This window comes from Ammoniphilus sp. YIM 78166 (assembly GCF_004522215.1).
In the GTDB taxonomy this organism is placed as follows: domain Bacteria; phylum Bacillota; class Bacilli; order Aneurinibacillales; family RAOX-1; genus YIM-78166.
Map to the genome: position 1 here is coordinate 397,962 of NZ_SDLR01000003.1, position 16,645 is coordinate 414,606.

General features: G+C 48.3%; 13 protein-coding genes. 9 read left to right on the forward strand and 4 right to left on the reverse strand.

Going from position 1 to position 16,645, the window contains the following annotated elements; all coding sequences use genetic code 11:
• Positions 1–13 precede the first annotated feature (13 nt).
• The 3 genes from EIZ58_RS13450 to EIZ58_RS13460 all read left to right on the forward strand — a co-directional run bounded on the left by EIZ58_RS13450 (position 14) and on the right by EIZ58_RS13460 (position 5,434).
• On the forward strand, positions 14–2,701 hold the full coding sequence (locus EIZ58_RS13450) for a UxaA family hydrolase (protein WP_134701309.1): 2,688 nt from the start codon (positions 14–16) through the stop codon (positions 2,699–2,701).
• A gap of 245 nt (positions 2,702–2,946) precedes the next feature.
• A complete protein-coding gene (locus tag EIZ58_RS13455; RefSeq protein WP_134701310.1) occupies positions 2,947–4,359 on the forward strand; it encodes a HEAT repeat domain-containing protein in 1,413 nt (470 codons plus the stop codon).
• 58 nt (positions 4,360–4,417) lie between these two features.
• Positions 4,418–5,434, forward strand: coding sequence for a zinc-binding alcohol dehydrogenase family protein (locus tag EIZ58_RS13460; RefSeq protein WP_134701311.1), 1,017 nt, complete (start codon positions 4,418–4,420; stop codon positions 5,432–5,434).
• A gap of 63 nt (positions 5,435–5,497) precedes the next feature.
• On the opposite strand, the gene EIZ58_RS13465 is transcribed toward EIZ58_RS13460, so the two are convergent.
• The gene (locus EIZ58_RS13465) at positions 5,498–7,549 is read right to left on the reverse strand and encodes an alpha-amylase family protein (RefSeq protein ID WP_240689082.1); all 2,052 of its coding nucleotides are present in this window, start codon (positions 7,547–7,549) and stop codon (positions 5,498–5,500) included.
• A 21-nt stretch (positions 7,550–7,570) separates the two neighbouring features.
• Positions 7,571–8,833 carry an alpha-L-fucosidase gene (locus tag EIZ58_RS13470; RefSeq protein WP_134701312.1) on the reverse strand — a complete coding sequence of 421 codons (1,263 nt, stop codon included), beginning with the start codon at positions 8,831–8,833 and terminating at the stop codon, positions 7,571–7,573.
• Positions 8,834–9,112: 279 nt separating this feature from the next.
• On the opposite strand from EIZ58_RS13470, the gene EIZ58_RS13475 reads away from it, so the two are divergent.
• The 6 genes from EIZ58_RS13475 (at position 9,113) to EIZ58_RS13500 (ending at position 14,598) form a co-directional block, all read left to right on the forward strand.
• Positions 9,113–10,150: a LacI family DNA-binding transcriptional regulator gene (locus EIZ58_RS13475; protein WP_167577681.1), complete on the forward strand. Its 1,038-nt coding sequence runs from the start codon at positions 9,113–9,115 to the stop codon at positions 10,148–10,150.
• A 135-nt stretch (positions 10,151–10,285) separates the two neighbouring features.
• A complete protein-coding gene (locus EIZ58_RS13480; RefSeq protein WP_134701314.1) occupies positions 10,286–11,620 on the forward strand; it encodes an ABC transporter substrate-binding protein in 1,335 nt (444 codons plus the stop codon).
• 71 nt (positions 11,621–11,691) lie between these two features.
• Positions 11,692–12,648 carry a carbohydrate ABC transporter permease gene (locus EIZ58_RS13485; protein ID WP_205672199.1) on the forward strand — a complete coding sequence of 319 codons (957 nt, stop codon included), beginning with the start codon at positions 11,692–11,694 and terminating at the stop codon, positions 12,646–12,648.
• A gap of 13 nt (positions 12,649–12,661) precedes the next feature.
• On the forward strand, positions 12,662–13,501 hold the full coding sequence (locus tag EIZ58_RS13490; RefSeq protein ID WP_205672201.1) for a carbohydrate ABC transporter permease: 840 nt from the start codon (positions 12,662–12,664) through the stop codon (positions 13,499–13,501).
• Between the two features lie 22 nt (positions 13,502–13,523).
• Complete coding sequence (locus tag EIZ58_RS13495; protein WP_134701315.1) at positions 13,524–13,814, forward strand: hypothetical protein; 291 nt, start codon at positions 13,524–13,526, stop codon at positions 13,812–13,814.
• Positions 13,807–14,598 (forward strand): phytanoyl-CoA dioxygenase family protein, encoded by a 792-nt coding sequence (locus tag EIZ58_RS13500; protein WP_134701316.1) that lies wholly within the window; start codon positions 13,807–13,809, stop codon positions 14,596–14,598. Before EIZ58_RS13495 ends, EIZ58_RS13500 begins: the two co-directional genes overlap by 8 nt.
• A 38-nt stretch (positions 14,599–14,636) precedes the next feature.
• Here EIZ58_RS13500 and EIZ58_RS13505 read toward each other — a convergent pair whose 3' ends face one another.
• Together EIZ58_RS13505 and EIZ58_RS13510 are read right to left on the reverse strand one after the other, a co-directional pair.
• On the reverse strand, positions 14,637–15,479 hold the full coding sequence (locus EIZ58_RS13505) for an AraC family transcriptional regulator (protein ID WP_134701317.1): 843 nt from the start codon (positions 15,477–15,479) through the stop codon (positions 14,637–14,639).
• Complete coding sequence (locus tag EIZ58_RS13510; protein WP_134701318.1) at positions 15,480–16,490, reverse strand: LacI family DNA-binding transcriptional regulator; 1,011 nt, start codon at positions 16,488–16,490, stop codon at positions 15,480–15,482.
• Between the last annotated feature and the right edge of the window lie 155 nt (positions 16,491–16,645).

Genomic DNA, 16,645 nt, shown 5'->3' on the forward strand with positions numbered 1-16,645 from the left:
GAGGTAAAATTATATGAGTATATCTTACCTGTTCGATGAAGTCGCTAGACTTCCCTTACCCGGAGATAATGTCGCTGTGGCCACCCGCAATCTGGAGGCTGGGGCGACAATTATCTATCAAGGCCAAACCTTCACTATAGATTACACGGTTTTGGAAGGTCATCGCTTTGCTGTAAAGGCGATTTCTCCGGGGGAACCTCTACTATCCTGGGAATTGCCGTTTGGCGTGGCCCTCGTAACGATTGAGCCCGGTCACTATGTGATAAACCAAGAGGTATTAGAAGCGCTTCGTGTGCGTACGTTGGCCTTTGCCCTCCCGGAAAAGCCTAATTTTGTGGATGAAGTTCCACCTTATGTACTCGACGAAGCCCATTTCCAAGCGGCCGAAGCTCTGCCTCCTTCCCCCGATACGCGCACGTTTATGGGCTATCGGCGCAGTCCGGAGCGCGGTGTCGGTACCCGCAATACGATTGTCGTATTGGGCACCACTTCGCGTACGGGAAGCTATGTCAAGCAACTGGCCGCCCGTCTTCAAGGTGAACTAAAGCACTATCCCCAAGTGGATGGAATCGTTCCCGTGGCCCATACCGAAGGAGGAGCTGAGCAGCCTAATAATCTTTCCCTGCTGCTACGCACCTTGGCCGGTTTTATCGTCAATCCCAACGTCGGTGCGGTCTTAATCGTAGACTTCGGCACGGAGCCCGTGACCAACCAAATGGTAGAATCGTATATGCGAGAGCATAACTATCCTTTAAGCGATGTGCTTCATCAGTTTATGTCCATTCAAGGAAGCTTTGAGGATCAGCTGAGGAAAGGGGAGGCGATCGTGCGCGATTGGCTGCCTACTGTCAATGGCATGGAACGCACTCCAGAATCCATTCGCCATCTGAAGATTGCCTTGCAATGCGGAGGGTCTGACGCTTTTTCCGGCATTTCAGCAAACCCGCTGCTCGGGTGGATGGCCAAGGAATTGATACGCTACGGCGGCGCTGCGAATCTAGCAGAAACGGATGAATTAATCGGGGCCGAGCCCTATGTCTTACAGAAGGTTCGCGACATCGAGACGGCTCGCAAATTCTTGACTCTCGTAGAAAACTTCAAAGATCGGGCAGCGTGGCACGGGGCGAACGCGGAAGGGAACCCTTCCGGAGGCAATAAATATCGCGGACTCTATAACATTTATCTAAAATCTATCGGTGCAGCCCGCAAGAAAGACCCGTCCAGCCGTCTCGACTATGTCATTGATTATGGCGAGCCTATGACAGAATCCGGATTCTATTTCATGGATAGCCCCGGAAATGATCTTGAGAGTATTGCCGGACAGGTCGCTTCCGGATGCAACCTGGTCTTCTTTACAACGGGCAATGGGTCGATTACCAATTTCCCTTTTGTTCCGACGCTCAAGGTCGTGACGACCACGCGCCGTTTCGAGCTGCTGGCCAATGATATGGATATCAACGCCGGTCAGTATCAGGATGGGATGTCCATGGATGAATTAGGCAAGCAAACGTTCGAGCTGACGTTGCAGGTTGCCTCCGGTCAGCGCAGTGTAGGGGAGAAGGCGGGCCACGCCCAGGTGCAGATCTGGCGAAACTGGCGACAGAGCGATAGAAGCCGACTGGATGAGCTGCTTCGTGCTCCACAACCGCAGGGAGAGCCGATCGCGATTCGACTCGACGGAGCCGTGTCGGCGGAGGGCTTCTCCTTTACTCGTCGGGACAAAGGGTCGATCGGATTAATCTTACCTACGAGCCTTTGCTCCGGCCAGGTGGGGAATCGGATTGCTCAGCGCTTGAACAGCCAGGGGATTGGCCAACCCGAGCCCATCTCGCGCTATGTCGCTTTGGCTCACACGGAAGGCTGCGGTAATTCTGGCGGCCAATCCGAGCAGCTGTATGCTCGCACGATGATTGGCTACGTTACACATCCGTTGGTTAAGCATTGCCTCTTGCTGGAGCATGGCTGCGAGAAGACGCACAATGACTTTATGCGCCACCAGATGGAGGAGATGGGCGTTGATCCTGATCGTCTTGGCTATGCCAGTATTCAACTTGATGGCGGAATCGATAAAGTCACGCAGAAGGTGGAAGGCTGGTTCGCTGAGCAATTGTCCGTTGCTGCGCCAAGCGTGGAGCAAAGCGTCGGGCTCGAAGGATTGCAAATCGGGATCGTAACCGATGGCTCCATTTCCTATGAAGCTGGGGAGCAGCTTGCCATGCTGACCCAAATGATCGTTGCTGCAGGCGGTACGGTTGTGGTTGCTGAGAATAGCGGTTTGCTTAAGACGCCGGCTTATCGGGATCGTCTTTGGACTGCATCCTCTGTCCACCCTTCCTTAGCCTATGGCGAGCACGCCCGCCACAGTGGATTCCATATCATGGAAACTCCAACCGAGCATGGGGTAGAGACCGTAACAGGCTTAGCCGCCACGGGTGTAGAGCTCATCATCGCCTGGATAGGGCAACAGCCGATGCAGACGCATCCGTTCGTGCCGATGCTCCAAGTAGCATCTGAGCCGGTTGTGCAGACAGCTTATGGTCATGATTTGGATCTGTCCCTAACTGGGGATCACAGCGCTTGGATCGAGCAGATTCTAGAGCGTTGCAAGCAAACCTTAGAGCAAAGCTATACGCCGCGTCTGTTCGCACAAGGGAACGTGGATTTCCAATTCACGCGCGGTTACTTAGGGATTTCGTTGTAAGAATTTATCAACTATAATTCTTTGTTTAGATAAAGCTTTACAAGTGGAAACGAAGGAGCCTCTCTAGCTTTCAAAGAAGAGAGGCTCCTTCTTTTGGGCGATTCGACAAAAACCGGGGAGTGACAGGCACTCTTAATTCTCGTCAAACATTCATTAGGATCGTCTATGTAGAAGTTTCCTTTTCTTCATTATAATGGGATCATCCCGTTGATTAACCCATGAATATGAAGGAGGCATCGGCTCGCATGAATCCAAACTCGCCCCTGTTGCTTACGGATGAACAAATGAGGAGATTTATTACAGAGGGATTCTTGATCCTTAATGCAGAATTCTCAGATGGTTTTCATGATCGTTTAGTTCAACAACTTAACGATGTATATGAACAAGAAGGAAATCCCGGAAACAACCTGTTGCCGAGAATACCGGACATTCAAAAGGTACTGGATCACCCGGTGGTTTCTGGCGCGTTAACCAGCGTGCTCGGTCCAAATTATTTGATGCACGCCCATCGTCACGGTCATTACAATGCATCGCCTGAACCTGGCCGTTGGCATAAAGACAGCTATTGGGGCTATAAGAGAATGCGCAATCATCACCCCTGGTGGGCGATGATCATGTATTTTCCGCAAGAAACGCCTATCGAACTGGGTCCGACAGGGATTATGCCCGGGACGCAAAATTACGAGACTCGTACATTTGAGGAAGACTGCCCGTCTGGGGAGTTTTTGGCAAGCGGTACAGCGGGTACCTTTGCTCTCATTCACTATGATATCTGGCATCGCTCTACATCCAATCGTTTAGGTCAGCATCGCTATATGCTGAAGTTTGAATTCATGCGGACGCAAGCCCCAACAAAGGCAAGCTGGAATCTTCAGAATCCGGATTGGGCGGCTCCGTTATCCTTAGCGCCTCCTTTAATCAGACAGGAAACCATGTGGGAAGAAACGTGGAACTGGCTAAATGGCCAGGTCGGTGGCTTGGCACATACAGCTGCTTACAGTCCGACAGCGTTACAGGATCTTTCAAAGGGACTGCAGGATGCATTTGAACCCTATGCCTTGCATGCTGCCTATGAGCTTGCACGCGGTGGACAGGAGGGAGTGGAGGCCTTGCTCGAAGGTCTGCATCACCCGAGTGAGAAGGTTTCGCGTACGGCTGCATATGGGTTGGCCATTTCGGGCTCTGAGGCCGTAGAAGGGCTTCTTTCCGCTCTTGAGAGCAGCCGCGTAGCCACCGTTGTCCACTCCGTTTTTGCTCTTGGCGAGCTGAGGCATGTAGCCGAGAAAGCGGTCTCTTATCTGATAAAACTACAGAACCATTCCTCCGAACGGGTGCGACAGGCGGCCGTGGAAGCGATCGGGATGATCGGCGTGCCCACGCAAGATGTGGTCTATGGCCTAACTCGCGGCTTGCAGGACACCGATGTTCAAGTCCGTTTCATGGCCGCTCTGTCTTTGGCAAGACTAGGCCCAAATGCCGATGAGGCGGTTCCCCAGCTGAAGAAATGCTTGGAAGATGACAACCGGTATGTCCGGGCGCATGCCGTGGATGCCCTCCATTATATTGGGACCGATCGGGCGAAGGATGTTCTCATCCCGTTCCTTCTCAAATCTCGATGGTGTCCCTCTACTACGAAAGTTAGTCAATATTATCCATAAGAGTCATTTGAGGGCAGGAAACTGCCCTCAATTTACGATAAGCGAGAGGAGACGAGCCATGAAGCAAATTCTCTGTGAACGCCCCCATCACTTGCGGATGCTAGAGGCAGAAATGCCGCAGCCCAAGGAAGGAGAGGCCTTAATCCGCATCCGCCGAATTGGGATTTGCGGAACAGATTTGCATGCATTTAGAGGAAACCAGCCGTATTTCACCTATCCGCGCGTATTGGGCCATGAATTGGCTGGGGTCATTGAAGCAGTAGGAGAGAACCAATGGGGGTTGAAAACAGGGGATCAAGTAGCTGTAATTCCCTATATAGAGTGCGGAACCTGCATTGCCTGCCGAAACGCTAAACCCAATTGCTGTACCGGGATGAGCGTATTGGGCGTTCATCTAGACGGGGGAATGCAAGAATTCCTGTCCGTTCCCTGCGATCATCTGATCCCATCCACGGGTTTGCCGCTTGACCATGTGGCTCTTCTAGAACCCATGAGTATTGGGGCGCATGCGGTACGACGCTCCGGCGTAGAGCCCGGAGAAACGGTTTTGGTGATTGGAGCAGGCCCGATAGGATTGACTGTAATGGCATTCGCCCGGCAAAGAGGCGCGAGAGTGCTAGCCATGGATATTAATAAAGAACGCTTGGCTTTCAGCCAAAGCTGGGCAAAGGTCGATGCTACGATTAACGCTTCTGAGCAATCAATGGAAAGGATTGTCCATCTGACCAATGGAGACTTTCCTACTATTGTATTTGACGCTACGGGAAATGCGAAATCCATGATGGAGGCTTTCCAGTATGTAGCGCACGGCGGGAAGCTTGTGTTTGTCGGTTTATTTAAAGGAGATGTGACTTTTTCTGATCCGGAGTTCCATAAGCGGGAAATGACCCTGATGTCAAGCCGCAACGCGACCCGGGAAGACTTTTTACAGGTGATGTCCTCGGCGGCAAGCGGGGAAATCGATCTGGAGAGCTTTATCAGTCATCGGGTTCCATTTGATCATATGATTGAGCATTATGAAAGCTGGACGCAGCCCCAATCCAAGGTGAGGAAGGTTATAATAGAATTACCCTAATTTCGCTACAAAAGAAAGGCTTCAACGCCCACAAATCGGACCGTTGAAGCCTTCTTCCATTTACTATGACTCAAAAAACTCCAATATCACCATTTGGTGACCTTCAATCTTTGGTACAGTGAAGGTTGCCCGATCCTCTGATAAGGTAAAATCCAAAGGAATGCCTTCAGGAGCGCATATAACGCTTTTGACGGGCTGCGGCACCTTCACGGACATGTGGATATTATACAAGGGAATCAAGTCTTCAATGATATCGATATCCTTGGAACGGCGCTCCGGGATATAGTGTAGGGCATGAAGGACTTGGCGGTTCTCCTCCTTTTGTTCATTCAATGCCACCAGCATGGTGCTTGGCCCGCTGTGCTTGACGAGCGGATCGGGAAGGAGCATTGCTAAGGCATTGGCAAACAGCTGCTTGCACCAACGAGGGGCATTTTGATTGTATTGCGTAAAGATCGGATGCATAAAGTAAATGGCGTTTTGATTTTTCACGATGCCAGGATACCCTGTCACCCCGGAAGATGGAGTATGCTTATGCGAACAAAAATGCTCCCAGGTCCGGTTAAAATAAGGAATTTTTGCTTCGGACAACACCACAGTGCCTTCTTCAGCTTGCACTTCCATCCCTTGTAGATACATGACGTGCTCGGTTTCAGGCATCCCTTGGCCGATTTCTCCTGTTGGTACCAGGAAGTCAGGGCTGTAGGGAGCTTGCCCCTTGAGTTTTACGCCTAAACCTCTTAAAGCAAACTCGGTTTGCTCCGGATTTAATCCGGATTGATAGGTGGCAACCAGCTTCCCGCCCATGGCCAAATATTCCTCCAGTTTATCCGCTAATCCCGCATCGACGGCAATCCGATCGGGGAGGACCAGAACTTTATAAGAGGAAAAGTCGCTTTTAGAATCCAGGATATCAAATTGATGCCCTAGCTCGAGCAGCATCCGCGTGACACCCATCATATCTTCAGGAAGATTGCGCGAATCCGCCTGACGAAATTCCTCGGTCGATAATACGCCGATATCGGTGACAGCAACCGCCCCTTGGCACCAGGGCTCTTTCTTTTCGACTTGGGTGTAGACCGAGCCGATGAGCTCATAGACCGCTTCTGACAGTTTGCCGTTCGGATCTAGTTGATCGCCGATTAGACACTTGCTGTTTAAGGCTAGCATGCGGAAGCATTCGAATTCGAGAGCAGCCTTATTCTTAAACGAGTGAAAATCCCCCCACATGGTATGGAATTTTCCCGTATGGGACAGACAATCAAGTCCAAGGGTCCGCGCGTACAGCATCGTCATGGGAAAATGCAGATAGCCCCAATGCCCACTAGGAAGGGATTCCAATTCAAAGTGAGTGTACGCATCCTTGACTTGTCTTTGCTTCGGACCCATATGCCCTTGGTTATAGTAAATCAGGCAATCTTGGTTAAACTGGCGGACGAAAGCGGTCATGTCCTCCTTGAATCCGTTGATCATCTCTTGGGCAAAGAGTTGGCGGTCCGCTTGCCGGGTGGGGTCTAGCCCTTGTTCAAGCATATCCCTGCGGCAGGATTTACACACGCATTCCACCGGCTTGACAATATCAAAGAAAATGCCGTCTGTCTCAAACATTTCTAACACTTCTTGGGTCTGTTCCTTGAGGAAGTCACGATACGGCGTATTCACGCAGAGAAATTGATAGAATCCTGCATCAAACAGCTTCTGGCCGCCCATTGCATAGGGAGCACCCTGTTCATCTCTGACAAGCCATTCGGGATGCTCTTCCGCTGAATAATGGTCCCACTGCACCGTAATGTAGATGGGGACTCGAATATCGTTTTGGTGGCAGGCTTCAATTTGCTCTTTTAATAGATTCTTGTTGGCGAGATGGGGATGAACCCTCTCCGGGAATTTTTTGGAATCATAGTAGAGGAGGCCATGGTGGCATCGGGCAAAGCTCGTAATCGAGTTGACTCTGGCTTTCAGTAGGGTGCTTACGAACTCCTCCGGTTTAAACTCGGCGCCAATCCCTTCGATTTGGGGACTCGTATGGAAATCCAAGTGAATCTGCCTATAGCGCAAATCCATGGCCCTTGCAGGGGAGAGAGACTGCTGATTTTTTACTTCTACTTGCTTCATCCAACTTCCTCCTCAATCATTTTACTCATTGATAGAATCATCAAATTCCAGCTTAATCACCAGGACGCTTCCCGTTAATTCATTGACCGGCAAATTTCGGATGCGAAGATGAGGCTTTTCTTTCCAAGCCCACGGAGTAATATCCACTCTAGCCTCCAGTTCCTGCTGATTGTTCAGCAAGACCGCTTTTTTTGGCAGCCTATCCAACGGCTTTAATAGAATGGATGTGCTCTGGGGGGCTCTTGGGAGATGAACGTAAACCGTATTGTCTCTTTTCGTCAGCAGGACCTCGTCCCGATCCACAATATGACCCGTCATATTCATTTGGTCTTTCTCCACCAGATCAGTTGCAGGGTAGGTATTCTCAAAGGCTTCTTTTACCGAATGGTACCACTCGCCGATCTTCTGCAAGGCTTCGATGTTTTCTTCCGGAAACTTGCCGTTCGCTTTGGGACCCACATTTAGAAGATAGTTTCCGCCCATGGCCAGTATTCGATCTAAGCTTTGCATAATAAATAGATGAGAATAATAGTCTTCGTCCTCTTTGTAACCCCAGCTCTCCCGGCCAAAGGCCTGACAGGCCTCAGTTGGTTTATGGAACTCTGTCCCAGCCGGCACATGACGCTCCGGAGTACTGTAGTCGCCTGGTCCGGGGCCGCGGTCATTGATCAGAATGCCCGGCTGCAGGGAACGTACCATCTCATTAATCGACGGATCATGGAATTCGGCAACATTAACATCCCAGAACAATTGATAGATGGGCCCATATTGGGTGCACAGCTCTCTAACTTGGTTTCTGACAAACTGAAGGTATTTTTCACTGTCCTGATCATCCCCAGGTCTCGGCCCAAACATTTCATGATGGCGTCCGCGATTTGGATAGTTCGGATGATGCCAGTCCGGCAGGGAGTAGTATAAACTCAAGGGAAAGCCTCTTCGGTGGCAGGCTTCGGCCAACATACCCAAGATATCCTTGCCATAGGGAGTGTTCATAACGTTATAGTCTGTATATTGGGTATTCCATAAGCAGAACCCGTCATGATGCTTCGTTGTAAAGCAGATGTATTGCATTCCCGCTTGTTCCGCATAATCAATCCATTCATCTGGATTGAAGTCAATCGGATTAAACTGATGGACATACTGTTCATAGTCTTTTCGCTTAATCTTCCCTCGCCATAGGATTTGTTCATGCCATGCAGGAATCGCATAGAGCCCCCAATGAATGAACAATCCAAAACGACGCTGGAAAAATACGTCTCTCTCATCTTTAAATCTTCGAATCATACCAAACCTCCTAGGTAGATTACAACTGAAATCGATTTCAAAATCCTATTCGTTCGACACACCCATTATCTTACAAAAGACAATAAATTGAAAATTAACAAAACTAATATAAACTTACACAATCCTAATATGCACCAACAAGTACTTGATCCAGGGACGTGTTGCTTCATTAGTATCTATATCGTTATTGATTGAAAATAAAAAATATTTTAAAAAGTACTTGAAATGGAAAAATTAATCATTTAGAATGAGGACAAGAAAAACGAGAACGTTTTCATTTTGGAAGCGAATGGAGTGGATGGAATGGCTACCATTAAAGACGTTGCAAGAGTTGCCAATACGTCGCCTGCTACCGTCTCTCGATTGCTGAACGGGGGAAGGGTGAAAAAAGCTACCGAAACTGCGATACGCAAGGCCATTCAAGAGTTGGACTATCGGGTGCATACCATGGCGAGGGGCTTAAAGACCAAAAAATCCTATACTGTAGCTTACATTGTGCCAGATTTGACCAATATGTTCTTCGCGCAGATTGCGAAGGGAGCGCAAGAAATCTTTCATCAGGCGGGCTATAGCTTCATGCTTTTGAGTGCAGATAACAATCCGGAGAGAGAGGAGGAAATTCTCCGATTTCTACTCAGCAAAAAGGTAGATGGGATACTGTTAAGCTCCGTGACTACATCCAGTCAGCAGGTGAAGGAGATTATGGAGAACATTCCTGTGGTGTTGATTGACCGGGTTTTGCCCAATCTAGAAGCAGATACCGTTCTGGTCGATAACGTGAACGGAGCCTATTTAGCAACCGAGGCCCTTATTGCAGAGGGTCACCGCAAGATTGGAATCATTTGTGGCCCTCAGGAACTATTGACCGGAAGAGAGAGGTACCGGGGCTACATACGAGCGTTTGAGGATTATGGTCTACCCATGAATGAGAGTTTAATTAAGTTCGGCGATTTTGAGATTTCAAGCGGGTATGCCCAGATGTGCGAGCTCCTGAAGCAACCGGAACGCCCAACTGCTGTTTTTGTGTGCAATTATTACATGTGCCTTGGCGCCATCATCGCCCTGAACGAAAAGAATATTAAAATTCCGGAGGATCTTTCCTTTGTGTCCTTTGACGATTATGAGCTGTCCCAAGTGTATAATCCACCGCTGACAGCTGTGGAGCAGCCGATGGTCGAAATCGGAGAGGAGGCTAGCCAGATCTTATTAAAAAGAATGGCAGACAATAGCAAAGAGAAGTGCGTGAAACGATTAAAGACTAACCTGATCAAGCGGGGATCGATAAAAACCGTCGACTCCTTTCAGCTTAATGGATAAAAGTAAGAACGTTTTCATTCTATTAGATGCGAAAGGGGGTGATGAAAGGAATACGTCAACTGTAATCGCACCTATTCCATGTGATCTCATGAAGGTAGGATAGTATTTTTATTTCCAAACCAAGGGGGAAACAAGATGAAGAAGCTATGGAAAAAAGTATCGGCGGTGTCTCTAGCTGTATCCTTGTCCATCCTAACCGCTTGCGGAGGAGGGGGGTCGACTCCGTCGAATACGAGCGGAGGCACGACAGAACAAGCCCAGGAGAAAAAAGCGGAGAATGTTCAACTGCGCTGGATGATGTGGACGGGTAGTGACGAAGAGAAAAAAGTATGGGAAGCACTGGCAGCGAAAGTTACAGAAAAGCACCCTGAAATCACCGTTAAGTTCGAAACAGACTCTTTCCCCAATTATTGGGATAAGCTCCAAACCCAGGTAGCCAGTGGTTCAGCTCCGGATATTATCTCCATGCAAAGCTTACGTATGCCTACCTTCGCCACACGTGGAGCATTGGAGCCGCTCAATCCGTTTATTGAGAATTCCCCCGAGTTTAAGATAGAAAACTTTGATGGCAGCATTCTCGATGCTCTGTCGTGGGATGGAAAGATTATGGCTATTCCTTATGATCTTGGACCTTATATTTTGTATTACAACAAAGATCTTTTCGATAAATACGGAGTGGCTTATCCGGATGAAAATATGGATTGGGCAGGCTTCCTAGAGAAGGCCAAGGCAACAACTCAGGATGGGAATTACGGCTATGTCATGCGCAATGTCATCGACCAAGTGGTGCCTTGGATCTGGGCAAACGGCGGAAATTACATGAATGAAGAAAAAACCAAGTCCATGATTAACGAAAAGGAAGCTGCAGAAGCAATCCAATTCCTGTCCGATCTCATGCATAAGCATAAGGTTACCATGCCGATTACGGACCCAGGAAACGATACCTTCTACCGTGAGCAATTCTATGCCGGCAAGGTGGCCATGTATCTTGATGGACCATGGAATTTTGGAAATGTTCGCGCTAAGGCGAACTTCAAGTGGGATATCACCACGATTCCACAAGGAAAAGGTGAGATCAATTCCTGGGTAGCGGGGTCAGGCTTTGGTATCAATCCGAAGTCTAAGCATAAGGAAGAAGCGTGGAAGGCGATTAGCGTCATGATGGGCGAGGAAGGCTTTGAATACCTGGCCACGACGGGACGCGCATTCCCTGCACGCAGCACGTCTATTGAAACCTTCAAGAAGGCGGATGATCGCCCAGCTAATATGGAGGCTGTGTCCAAAGCCGCATTAAAAGCCAAGCCTTTTGCCGTAACAACCAATTGGCAGGAAACGCAGCTGATGATTAATCGCGAACTAGACAAGATCTGGTTTAACAATGCACCTGTCCAAGAAGTGCTAGACAATATTCAGAAGCAGATGGACCCTCTATTAGAAAAGCACCAAAAGACGGTTTCCTCTTCGAAGTAGGCGGATGAGAGGAGCTGGATAGTAGTACCGGCTCCTCTTCTATACAAAAACGTTAGGAGGCAAAATCACCAATGAGTGTATTGCCAGATATTGATAATCGGGAAGCCAATCGGGTTGGCATGATGAAGCTAGCCACACAGAAAAAGCGAAGAAAAAAATGGAATAGCGAGGCCTTAGCCGGCTACCTTTTTCTGGCTCCTAATATCATTGGCTTTCTTTCCTTTACCGCGGTCCCCGTTCTTGTATCTTTGATTCTCAGCTTTTATGATTGGGAAATGTTGATTCCTCCCATTTTTGTCGGATTGGATAATTTTAAGAATTTATTTCTGAATGATCCCCTATTTTATCAGGTCATCAAAAATACGCTTTATTACGTAGGGGTGTACGTGCCTTTTAATATTGTGGCTGCGATGATCTTAGCCCTATGGCTATGCAGCATTACCAAAGGGGTGGCGATTTACAGAACCTTATTCTTCCTTCCCGTTCTGGCGCCAACCGTTGCAGCGGCCTTCATCTGGAAGTACATGTTCGAGCCGAATATCGGGTTTGTCAATACCTTTCTGGGTTGGTTCGGAATCGCTGGGCCCAATTGGCTAGGGGACACCCAGTATGCGATGCTCGCCATCATTATTATGAGCGTGTGGAAAATGGTCGGCTACAATATGGTGATTTTCATTGCCGGCATTCATGCCGTTCCAACTTCTCTATACGAAGCAGCCAAGATCGACGGAGCAAACAGCTGGAATCGATTTGTTTACATTACGCTCCCCATGCTTTCCCCTGCCCTGTTCTTTGCTGTGGTCATGACGATCATTACTTCTTTCCAGGTTTTTGACCAAGCCTATATCATGACGGCAGGAGGACCGGCAAATGCGACCAACACCATCGTGATGTACATCTATGAGAGCGGGTTCCAGTTCTTTAAGATGGGGTATGCCTCTTCGATTGCGTGGGTACTGTTCGGAGTCATCTTTACCGTGACGATGATCCAGATGAAGGTCCAAAAGAAATGGGTCAATTATGATTAGGGAGGAAGAATAGGTGCGTCCAAAATCAACTATGAAACGGATCATTCAGGTGATCTCCTATACAAGCCTGTCTTTTCTGGCTTTTTTGATGGTTGTTCCATTTATTGTCATGATTGCCACCGCGCTAAAACCGGAAAATGAGCTGTTTTCTCACGCTGGATCATGGATGGGAACCTACTTAGCCTGGGAGAACTTCACCTACGCCTGGAATTACATCCCCTTTGGGAAGTTTTTCATGAACTCAATTTTTGTTAGCTTATCCGTCACGTTTTTAGAAGTACTTACCTCTTCTTTGGCGGCTTATGCCTTTGCCCGGCTGCGTTTTCCAGGGCGCGATCTGCTTTTCTATCTTTATCTGGGTACGTTAATGATCCCGGCTCAAGTCACCATTGTACCGCAATTTATCCTGATGAATCAGTTTGGGTGGGTAGATTCTTATCAGGCCCTCATACTGCCCGCAGCCTTTACCGCCTTCGGTACGTTCCTGCTGCGCCAGTTTTTCCTGACGGTTCCGTTTGAGCTTGAAGAATCCGCAAGAATCGATGGCTGCTCTCGCTTCGGCACGTACTTCCGCATTATGCTGCCTTTATCCAAGCCGGCCTTGGCCACTTTAGGTGTATTTGCTTTTGTGACTCAGTGGAATGCGTTTTTCTGGCCGCTTGTTATTACCAATACCGAAGACATGAAGGTTCTTTCCGTCGGTCTGAAGATGTTTCAGGGGATCTATGGGACCGAGTGGCACTTAATGATGGCTGCATCCGCGATTGTAATTATCCCATCCATGATCGTCTTTGGCTTTTTGCAGCGATACTTGGTAGAGGGAATTCAATTGACGGGAATGGGCGGCAGGTAATTAAAATTAGGGAGGGATTAGGATGGAGTCTTTACGGCAGCAAATTTTGTTTCTCCACTTGGAAAATCCGGACTTGAATTCGAGAACGGTCGCGTGGGCCTTATACGATGGCGCACGACCTGCGGATCAACTGCAAATGCGGGAAGGAGATGAGGAAAAACCGCCCTATGAGTCAGTCCTTGCTGCGATGAGGGACGGATGGTTCGTCATGCAGATCCCTCAGCTTCCGTTGTATCTGCGAGGAATGGAGCACGAAACTGGTCATCTGAACTATGAATATGTACTGGAAAGGAAGGTGAAGATCGATGGCTAAAGTAGAGAGGGAGCATTTACTGACTGCTGCTCAGATGGCGCGGTTTGTTGTGGATGGATATTTGCAAATGGAAGGGATCGTGCCACAAGCTCTCAATGAAAAAGTCCACCACGAACAAATCCATTACTCCGGCAAGGGGTATGACTGGTTCTGGCATGAATCCGAAACAATCAAAGAAATTTTTGAGCTGCCCCAGGTGAACGGGATCATCGAGAGCCTGGTAGGAAAAAATCCGGTCTATGATCATTCGTACCAGCATGTCGTAGCACCCAAGCACCTGAAAGCACAAAATTGGCACGCGGACTCCGTCATCGATACGCGTCCATTTGCCTTTGACATTCAATGCTTCTATTTTTCTCATGATACGCCAATCGAGATGGGTCCGACCTTAATTCTGCCCGGTTCCCATTTACGCAGAGTGAACAATTATAGCATTGGGCGCTATAAGAATATTGTGGGTCAACGGCAAATGGCTTGCAAAGCGGGGACCATTGCCTTTCTTCACCATGGGCTATGGCACTGCGCGCAACCGAACTATACGGACACGACGCGCTATGTATTTAAACTGAGACTGCAGCCTGGGCAGGAGCAGCGCAACTTATTCAATACGGATGGCTACGATACGGAGGAGATTCGTCAGATATTCCGGGAAGGCTACCATCCCTGGCTCGGGAACGATGATCGAGCTGAGCATGTCCAGCGCGCGAAGCTCTGGAGATATGTAGTGGGGAACGACTCCGTGGATCTTTCCTTTGAAAACGCGCTGACGCGCATGAAGATATAAGAAGAAGCGACAGCCGCGTGATTTGCGCGGCTGTACTCCTAGTGAAGGGAGGCATCGGCTGTCTTCTGAAACATATTTCGATAATAAGTGGGACTATAGCCCGTATATTGCTTGAATGCTCTTGAAAAATAATGATTGTTCATCCCAATCGTTTCGGCGATTTCGGAGACATTCATATCCGATGCGGCTAATAGCTGCTTGCCTTTTTCAATCTTTACGCGGTTAATGTACTGAATTGGAGAGACGCCCATGACATTCTTGAAAAATGGAATGAAGTAATTGGGGTGGAAATGTACCAGATCTGCCAGTTGTTCCACCGTAATGGTCTCTGACAGGTGCGCATCGATATATTCTAAAATCTTATGGATCTTTTGGTTGCTGGGCGGCAGGATTGAAGCCCGCGCCTCTTGGCTCGAGATAAAAATTGAGATTAATTCCAGCGCAATGGCCTTGACCCGAAAGAGGGAGGGAAGGTCCTGCTTTTGGAATTGACGTTTCAGGTCTTCAAAGAGTCCCATTGTTTTGTTCAGCTCCAAAGGCTCAACAGCATAAGAGAGGTCAACGAGCTGAAAAAAAGGAAGTTGGCCGACTGAGGCTGTGAAATGACACCAATACTTGGAAAATGATTGTTCACTGATGGTGGAATAACTTAATTTTGCCCCTGCGGGCAACAGCATCATCTGTCCAGGCTTCGGATAGAATTCCTTGTTTCCGATTTTAACGTAGCCCTCACCGGAACAGATAAGGTAGAAGCGATTAAAGTCAGACACAAAGTCGATATCCCGCCAATGGGGACCCACGGTATTATACGATGCGGTTGTGATGTCCACTTGCAGGTTCGTCAGACAGCCTTTCAAAAATTCAAGGTCTCCCGGTTTCATTTAATACCCTCGCTTTTCACTAGATTGATGGTCAATGAATTGAGGCGGTAGTACAATCGTTCTCCATTCCTTTGGTCCGGTTCCATGGATTCGATCCAGCAGAAGCTGAACGCCCATCGATCCGAAATCATAGGCCGGCTGGGAAACGATGGTAAGAAACGGATGAAGAATGGAGAGGGGACCCAAGTCATCGAAGGTGACTACCCTCATTTGTTCCGGAATACTAAAGCCTCTCCTCTGAAGAGCTTGGATCACACCTATAGCGACCAAATTATTGGCAGCCAAAATCGCACTTGGATAAGATTCTCGGCTAAGGAGCGTTTCCATGGCGAAGCGTCCACTCTCAAGCTTATAGTCGGTTTCCATGACCAGTGCAGAATCATATGGAATCCCATTCAATAGCAAGGACTCTCTATATCCCTTTAGGCGATCCCTGGCGGTAGAAATATGCTGGGGGCCGCATAAGCAGGCTATACTGCGGTGCCCCTGCTGAATCAGATGTTCCATCAGAAGACGGGCCCCCAAAAGGTTATCGCCTAAAACCTGATCCGATTCTATCCCTGGAACATAACGGTCCAGGATGACAAACGGAATGTTATGCTTGCGAAGTGTTTGCAAATGCTTAAGGGAATCATCGCCACTGGGGGCGAAAAGTACGCCGTCGACTTTAGTCGATAGCAGCATCTCAACATATTCTTTTTCCTTATCCAAGCTCTCGTCACTGTTTCCGAATAACAGACGGTAGCCATGGCGGTTTGCTTGATCTTCTGCACCCCTGGCTAACGTCGTGAAAAAAGGATTCGTAATATCGGTCATCAAAAGATAGAGGAGGTTCGTCTTCTTTTTCACAAGGCCACGTGCGTTATAGTCAGGATAATAATGAAGCTCCTCCATGGCTTCGATTACACGCTTGCGGGTTTCTTCCTTAACGGTGCCTGTCCCGTTGATCACCCTAGACACCGTCATGGGAGAAACTTGAGCTTTACGGGCAACATCGACAATGGTGGCCATCCAGGAATCCCCCTTTGATTCGAAGAAATAACAAAATTGTTAACGTTAACATTTCACTTAACAATAAAATAACTCGAATAACTCAAGTTGTCAATAAATTTCAGATTATACAGAATATATTGACATGCAGGATGTTTGAAATTATATTAATGTTA

Coding starts and splice junctions, on each gene's coding strand:
- EIZ58_RS13495 (WP_134701315.1), top strand. CDS start 13,524: ATGGAGTCTTTACGGCAGCAAATTTTGTTTCTCCACTTGGAAAATCCG.
- EIZ58_RS13470 (WP_134701312.1), bottom strand. CDS start 8,833: ATGATTCGAAGATTTAAAGATGAGAGAGACGTATTTTTCCAGCGTCGT.
- EIZ58_RS13455 (WP_134701310.1), top strand. CDS start 2,947: ATGAATCCAAACTCGCCCCTGTTGCTTACGGATGAACAAATGAGGAGA.
- EIZ58_RS13480 (WP_134701314.1), top strand. CDS start 10,286: ATGAAGAAGCTATGGAAAAAAGTATCGGCGGTGTCTCTAGCTGTATCC.
- EIZ58_RS13485 (WP_205672199.1), top strand. CDS start 11,692: ATGAGTGTATTGCCAGATATTGATAATCGGGAAGCCAATCGGGTTGGC.
- EIZ58_RS13465 (WP_240689082.1), bottom strand. CDS start 7,549: ATGAAGCAAGTAGAAGTAAAAAATCAGCAGTCTCTCTCCCCTGCAAGG.
- EIZ58_RS13450 (WP_134701309.1), top strand. CDS start 14: ATGAGTATATCTTACCTGTTCGATGAAGTCGCTAGACTTCCCTTACCC.
- EIZ58_RS13460 (WP_134701311.1), top strand. CDS start 4,418: ATGAAGCAAATTCTCTGTGAACGCCCCCATCACTTGCGGATGCTAGAG.
- EIZ58_RS13505 (WP_134701317.1), bottom strand. CDS start 15,479: ATGAAACCGGGAGACCTTGAATTTTTGAAAGGCTGTCTGACGAACCTG.
- EIZ58_RS13500 (WP_134701316.1), top strand. CDS start 13,807: ATGGCTAAAGTAGAGAGGGAGCATTTACTGACTGCTGCTCAGATGGCG.
- EIZ58_RS13510 (WP_134701318.1), bottom strand. CDS start 16,490: ATGGCCACCATTGTCGATGTTGCCCGTAAAGCTCAAGTTTCTCCCATG.